Source organism: Roseateles sp. P5_B10, assembly GCF_056400485.1.
The window spans coordinates 1-6,127 of record NZ_JBFULE010000286.1; the positions used below are offsets into that span (position 1 = coordinate 1).

Here is a 6,127-nt window from a genome sequence, read left to right on the forward strand (position 1 = left end):
GCAATCAACTCCGACGGGGACGCTGGGTGGCGTAGCGCGGCGCATCGACGACGACGCCGACGATGTCGTCCATCATGGCCTCCTCGTCGGCGTCATCGAGCACCGGCAGATTGCGCGGGTTGYAGCGCGCCGGGTCGAGGTTGCGTGAGGACAGACGGCGCTGTGGATGCGGCGCGGCGGGCTGGGCCGGCATGCGCGGATGGCGGTCGCGCTCTCGGTCCCCATAGCCGTCATTGCCGCCACTGAAGACGCCAGCGTCCTGCCACAGCGGCAGAGGCTGGGAGAACTGCCCCCAGTCGCTGCCGAATTCGTCCTCGCTGCTGCCCATGCGGCGGCGCGGCGGCGTCGATGTGGCTGCCGGTGCGGGGAGCGGGCCGCGTGAATTGCTGCTCTGGGGCACCAAAAGCTGCAGCTCGGCGACGCTGGGCAACTGGTCCATCGCGCAGCGCAAATAACGCACGCGGCAGGCGGAGAGCACGGCATGCTTGATCTGCAGGCTGCGCGGCGTAACGCCGCGCTCGCCCTCGAGGTCGATGGCGGCCAGCACGCGACCATTGGGGCTGCAGACAGCGAAGGTCACATGCGAGGCGCCGAGCAGATCGAACCAGTAGCGCACTTCCTTGGCCTCGGTCGGCTGGCAAAACCGCACCAGCGGCAGCTTGGACAGCACGACGTGGTGGGGCAGGGCCTCGCGCAGCAGCCGGAAGACACGGCGCTCGTCGGTCGTGAATACAGGCCGCGCCGTGAGTGACCACTCCGCCGGCAAGCCTTTATTGGCGTACGCAGGTCGGCGCAGCGCCCAGATCAGGCTGATGGCCAGACCCAGGACGCAAACAGCCAGCGCGGCGATCCAATAGATGGCGTACGGCATACCCTGAAGGGATTTCGGCGGATGACGCCGACCTTGTTTTCTCGCGGCGCAATGGTCGGGCAATGTAGCGCAACGTCCCTAAAAGGAATTACTCGCTAGTCCCGATTCCCCCGGGCCTGAGGGGGAGCATGCCTGGGAAAACGGCCGTTGGCCCGTCATTTATTCCTTGGCAGCGCGGCCGGGAGATTCGAAATGGGCTTTGACCTCGGCAACGCTGTCGACAAATCCACTCAGCACTTGAGCCTGGCGCTTGAACTGGAAATCCAGCTCGCCCAGATGCCGCTCCAGTGCCTGCTCGACCTGGGAGCTGAATGATTCGGGTGGCAGGCGCAGATAGGCCGCGGATTCGCTGCCGTCGCGCTCGACGATGGCGCCGGCCGCCGCCGCAATGCGCAGCATGGGCCGGTTTTCGCTCAATGCGTGGATGAACAGGGTGTCGATACCCCGGTTGCGGGCATGCAAGCCCGCGGCGTCGAAAAGCCGCCGTCCCAGGCCCCGGCCGCGCGACTGCGGCAGCACGGAGACGCCGAACTCGGCCATCGTGCGGCTGGGCTCACCCGGCATCGGTTGCCCATAGGCCAGATGGGCCAGGGCGATCAGGTGCAGGCGGCGGTTGAAGATGCCCAGCACCTCGTCGCGGGCAAAGTCGATGCTGAGGGCGTATTTGCGAATCTGCTCGTCCGAAGCCGGGTACCCGAAGCGCAAGTAACGGTCCTGCGGCTCCAGCGCCAGCAGGTGGTCAATGATGCGATGGCGGTGGCGGCGCGCGAGTGAGCGAATTGGCACCCAGGTGGAAAGGAGCTCCAATGCAGCCCGGGCCTTGGCCAGAGGGCCTGCCGGTTCGGCCGGGGCGGCTGCCGGCGCAATCGGGTCGAGGCCGAAGGCCGACAGCTCATGGCCCTCGCCCGCCGCGGCTTCGGCGAGGGGAGGAGAGGCGGCGGACGGGGGCTTGGGCATGGCGGGCACTGCAAAGGYATGGCAAGGTTAACGCCTCGGTCCTTTTCAAACCATCGGCCGCACTGCTACACTCGTGGGCTTTTCCGTCAAAAGGCTGCGGGAAAGAGCCGTGTTGAGAGGCTGTGCATCAGACACAAGCACCGAGACCGGTCGAAGTTCAGCCATCTATTGCCGGTTTCAGCAGTTTGAAGCCGGCGCAGCGAAAGCACTCTCATGAAGACCTTCAGCGCCAAGCCGGCCGAAGTGACGCACGAGTGGTTTGTGATTGACGCCACCGACAAGGTGCTCGGACGTGTTGCCAGCGAAGTGGCACTCCGTTTGCGCGGCAAGCACAAGGCCATTTACACGCCTCACGTGGATACCGGTGATTTCATCGTCATCGTCAATGCCGAAAAGCTCCGTGTCACGGGCAACAAGGCCACCGACAAGGTGTACTACCGTCACAGCGGCTTCCCCGGCGGCATCTACGCCACGAAGTTCAAGGACATGCAAGCCAAGCACCCCGGCCGCGCGCTGGAAAAGGCCGTCAAGGGCATGCTGCCCAAGGGCCCGCTCGGTTACGCCATGGTCAAGAAGCTGAAGGTCTACGCAGGCCCGACGCACCCGCATACCGCCCAGCAGCCCAAGGCTCTCGAGATCTAAGGAACGGCCATGATCGGAAACTGGAATTACGGTACGGGCCGTCGCAAGTCGTCGGTCGCTCGCGTCTTCATGAAGAAGGGCACGGGCCAGATCATCGTCAATGGCAAGGCCATCGACGCTTACTTTGGTCGTCAGACGTCCATCATGATCGCCAAGCAGCCCCTGCTGCTGACGAACAATGGTGAAGCCTTCGACATCAAGGTGAACGTGCACGGTGGTGGCGAATCGGGTCAAGCCGGCGCCCTGCGCCTGGGCATCACCCGCGCGCTGATCGACTACGACGCAGCCCTGAAGCCCGAACTGAGCCGCGCCGGCTTCGTCACGCGTGACGCGCGTGAAGTCGAGCGTAAGAAGGTCGGTCTGCACGGCGCCCGTCGCAGGAAGCAGTTCAGCAAGCGTTAATTGCTGCGCTTGGACACAAAAGGCCGCTTCGAGCGGCCTTTTGTTTTTGCGCGGACAATCCCCATATTCGTCTCTGGACAGATTCACAGGAGCCTCGCCATGAGCGCCGTGCTTGATACCCCCGTCACTGACATTCCCGTGCCCCTGGTGTTCACCGACAGCGCCGCCGACAAGGTGCGCGACCTGGTGGCCGAGGAAGGCAACCCGGACCTGAAGCTGCGCGTTTTCGTGCAGGGTGGTGGTTGCTCCGGCTTCCAGTACGGCTTCACCTTCGACGAGGCCGTCAACGACGACGACACGCAGATGCAGAAGAATGGCGTCACGCTGCTGATCGACTCGATGAGCCTGCAATACCTGATGGGTGCCGAGATCGACTACAAGGAAGACCTGCAGGGCGCCCAGTTCGTCATCAAGAACCCGAACGCCACGACGACCTGCGGCTGCGGCTCCTCCTTCTCGGTCTGAGCCTTCGCTCAACCCTCGCTGACAAGCCGCCTCCGGGCGGCTTTTTCATTGCCGACCCATGGCACCTCCCTTGCCGTCTCCCGACATGGATCAGGAACGCAAGCAGCGCATGCTGCTGTGGCTGGTGGCCCTCGGCTTCTTCATGCAGACGCTGGACGCCACCATCGTCAACACGGCGCTGCCGGCAATGGCGCGCAGCCTGGGCGAAAGCCCRCTGCGCATGCAGTCCGTCGTCGTCGCCTATTCGCTGACGATGGCCATGCTGATCCCGGCCACGGGCTGGGTGGCGGACCGCTTCGGCACGCGCCGCATCTACGTCGGCGCAATCGTCCTCTTCGTGATCGGCTCGGTGCTGTGCGCGTTGGCGCCCAGCCTGGACGCCCTGGTCGCCGCGCGTGTCGTGCAAGGCGCTGGTGGCGCGCTGCTGCTGCCGGTCGGACGCCTGGTCGTGCTGCGCACCTTCCCGCGCGAGCGCTTCCTGCAGGCGATGAGCTTCGTTGCCATTCCCGGCTTGGTCGGCCCGCTGATCGGCCCAACGCTGGGCGGCTGGCTGGTGCAGGCGGCGTCCTGGCACTGGATCTTTCTGATCAACCTGCCGGTCGGCCTCATCGGCGCCTTGGCCACGTTGCGCTACATGCCAGCACCTGCGCCGGTCGCGGTCGGGCGCTTTGATCTGACGGGCTATCTGCTGCTGGCCTTCGGCATGGCCGCGGTCTCGCTGGCGCTGGACGGCCTGTCGGGCCTGGGCTTGCGCCAGGCTTCGGTACTGATGTTGATGATCTTCGGGCTGGCCAGCCTGACGACCTACTGGCTGCATGCCCTGCGCCGGCCCGACCCGCTGTTTTCGCCCCGGCTGTTTCGCATCGGTGCGCTGCGCATCGGCCTGCTCGGCAATCTGTTCTCGCGCCTGGGCAGCTCCTGCATGCCCTTCCTGATCCCGCTGCTGCTGCAGGTGACCATGGGCTATTCGCCCGCCCAGGCCGGCATGATGATGTTGCCCGTGGCCCTGGCCAGCATGTCGATGAAGCGCGTGACGACACCGCTCATCCGGCGCCACGGCTACCGGCGTGTGCTGGTCGTCAACACCTTGCTGGTCGGGCTGACGATGGCGAGCTTCGGCTTCGCCACGCCTGGGCAGCCGCTGGTGGTGACTGTCGTGCAACTGGCACTCTTTGGCGCCGTCAACTCGATGCAGTTCACCGCGATGAACACGCTGACGCTGAAGGATCTCGAGCCCGACAACGCGAGCAGTGGCAACAGCCTGCTGTCCATGGTGCAGATGCTGGCCATGGGCATGGGTGTGGCCGCGGCGGGCGCGGTGCTGGCGGCCTTCACAGCGCACTTCGGCATGGACGGTGTGCAGACGCTGCAGGCCTTTCGCGCCACCTTTGTCTGCATGGCCCTGATCACGATGGCCTCGGCTGGCATCTTCGGCCAGCTCGAATCGGGCGACAGCCACGTGGCGCTGGCGATCAAGCAGCAGGACCCGCCCGAACCGGGCTGAGCCCGCGCTGTCAGGCGGGGTAGAGTGCCCCCAGCAGGCGCGTGCCTGCTGCGCCGGTGACGGCAGGCAGATTGCCCGGCCGGCGCTGGACAAAGCACCGGGCCAGCCAGGCGAAGGCCGCCGCTTCGACCTGGTCGACCGGCAGGCCGTGCGCGGCGCTGGTCTGCACGGCCACGCCGGGCAGCAGCGCCGCCAGGCGGCCCATCAGCGTGCCGTTCAGGGCGCCGCCACCGCAGGCGATCAAGTGCTTGGCCTGTGGCATGGTGGTGTGCAGGGCGTCGGACACGCAGCGAGCGCTGAGCTCCAGCAGCGTCGCCTGCACATCCTCCGGCGCGAGACTGGGCGCCAGCTTCGCGTCCAACCAGCGCAGATGGAAGAGATCGCGCCCCGTGCTCTTGGGCGGCGGTAATGCGAACCAGGGTTCGGCCCGCAATGCCGCCAACAGTTCGGGAAGCACCTTGCCCGTCGCGGCCCAGGCGCCGTCGGCGTCATAGGCCAAGCCGCGATGTCGGGCGATCCAGCCATCCATCAGGCAGTTGGCCGGGCCGCAGTCGAAGCCGCCGGTGCGGCCGTCGGCATGCAGCAGGCTGAGGTTGCTGATGCCGCCGAGATTGAGCACTGCCACGTCCGCCTGCGCTGCACCGAAGACGGCGCGGTGGAAGGCCGGCACCAGTGGCGCGCCCYGGCCGCCCGCGGCCACATCGCGGCTGCGCAGGTCGCAGATGACGTCAATGCCGACCTGCTCGGCCAGCAGGGCGCCGTTCAGCAGTTGCGTCGTGTAGCCGTCGAAGCCGTCCGGGCGGTGGCGCACCGTCTGGCCATGAGCGCCCAGCGCCGCAATCTGCTTGCGTGGAACGCCCGTGGCTTCAAGCAACTGCGAGACGACGTCGGCATAGGCACGGGCTACCGCATTGGCAGCCAAGGCGGCGCGATGCAGCTCGTTACCGCCAGGTGCGTTCAGTGCCAACAACTCGTCGCGCAGCGCGTGGGAGAAGGGGGCATGCACATGGCCGGTGACGGCCAGCGCATCGGCGTCGAAGAGGACGCCATCAATGCCGTCGAGCGAGGTGCCCGACATCAGCCCGATGTAGAGCTGACGGAGCTCAGTCGGCGGCTGAGACGCCATCCATGGTCTCGGCCACGGCCAGTTGGGTCTTGACGCTGGCGACGGTCTGCAGGAACTGCGACTTGGCGTAGTTCGGCAGCGTGATCGCCTCGGAGGCGCGAGCGATGGTGCGTGGGTCCATGTGGCGGCCGCCGACGCGAAACTCGAAGTGCAGGTGCGG

7 protein-coding genes and 1 pseudogene are annotated in these 6,127 nt (G+C 66.3%); 4 read left to right on the forward strand and 4 right to left on the reverse strand.

What is annotated here, in order from left to right:
* Window positions 1-4 precede the first annotated feature (4 nt).
* Together AC1DU6_RS17050 and AC1DU6_RS17055 are read right to left on the reverse strand one after the other, a co-directional pair.
* Window positions 5-871: a DUF2726 domain-containing protein gene (locus tag AC1DU6_RS17050; RefSeq protein ID WP_477858488.1), complete on the reverse strand. Its 867-nt coding sequence runs from the start codon at window positions 869-871 to the stop codon at window positions 5-7.
* Window positions 872-1,030: 159 nt separating this feature from the next.
* Window positions 1,031-1,828 carry a GNAT family N-acetyltransferase gene (locus AC1DU6_RS17055; RefSeq protein WP_457321748.1) on the reverse strand — a complete coding sequence of 266 codons (798 nt, stop codon included), beginning with the start codon at window positions 1,826-1,828 and terminating at the stop codon, window positions 1,031-1,033.
* 213 nt (window positions 1,829-2,041) lie between these two features.
* On the opposite strand from AC1DU6_RS17055, the gene rplM reads away from it, so the two are divergent.
* The 4 genes from rplM to mdtD all read left to right on the forward strand — a co-directional run bounded on the left by rplM (window position 2,042) and on the right by mdtD (window position 4,841).
* On the forward strand, window positions 2,042-2,470 hold the full coding sequence (gene rplM, locus AC1DU6_RS17060) for a 50S ribosomal protein L13 (RefSeq protein ID WP_056203159.1): 429 nt from the start codon (window positions 2,042-2,044) through the stop codon (window positions 2,468-2,470).
* A gap of 9 nt (window positions 2,471-2,479) precedes the next feature.
* Window positions 2,480-2,872: a 30S ribosomal protein S9 gene (rpsI, locus tag AC1DU6_RS17065; RefSeq protein WP_056203161.1), complete on the forward strand. Its 393-nt coding sequence runs from the start codon at window positions 2,480-2,482 to the stop codon at window positions 2,870-2,872.
* 99 nt (window positions 2,873-2,971) lie between these two features.
* Window positions 2,972-3,337, forward strand: a complete 366-nt coding sequence (erpA, locus tag AC1DU6_RS17070) for an iron-sulfur cluster insertion protein ErpA (protein ID WP_056203164.1) — start codon at window positions 2,972-2,974, stop codon at window positions 3,335-3,337.
* A gap of 85 nt (window positions 3,338-3,422) precedes the next feature.
* Window positions 3,423-4,841, forward strand: a complete 1,419-nt coding sequence (mdtD, locus tag AC1DU6_RS17075; protein WP_082532969.1) for a multidrug transporter subunit MdtD — start codon at window positions 3,423-3,425, stop codon at window positions 4,839-4,841.
* 10 nt (window positions 4,842-4,851) lie between these two features.
* On the opposite strand, the gene AC1DU6_RS17080 is transcribed toward mdtD, so the two are convergent.
* The gene (locus AC1DU6_RS17080) at window positions 4,852-5,967 is read right to left on the reverse strand and encodes an anhydro-N-acetylmuramic acid kinase (RefSeq protein ID WP_477858492.1); all 1,116 of its coding nucleotides are present in this window, start codon (window positions 5,965-5,967) and stop codon (window positions 4,852-4,854) included.
* Window positions 5,945-6,127: pseudogene (locus AC1DU6_RS17085) on the reverse strand (M23 family peptidase); the annotation flags it as partial. The gene AC1DU6_RS17080 and the pseudogene AC1DU6_RS17085, both read right to left, overlap by 23 nt.

Bases quoted from the DNA above. Each gene is read 5' to 3' on its own strand.
- AC1DU6_RS17055 (WP_457321748.1), bottom strand. From the start codon at position 1,828: ATGCCCAAGCCCCCGTCCGCCGCCTCTCCTCCCCTCGCCGAAGCCGCG.
- rpsI (WP_056203161.1), top strand. From the start codon at position 2,480: ATGATCGGAAACTGGAATTACGGTACGGGCCGTCGCAAGTCGTCGGTC.
- erpA (WP_056203164.1), top strand. From the start codon at position 2,972: ATGAGCGCCGTGCTTGATACCCCCGTCACTGACATTCCCGTGCCCCTG.
- rplM (WP_056203159.1), top strand. From the start codon at position 2,042: ATGAAGACCTTCAGCGCCAAGCCGGCCGAAGTGACGCACGAGTGGTTT.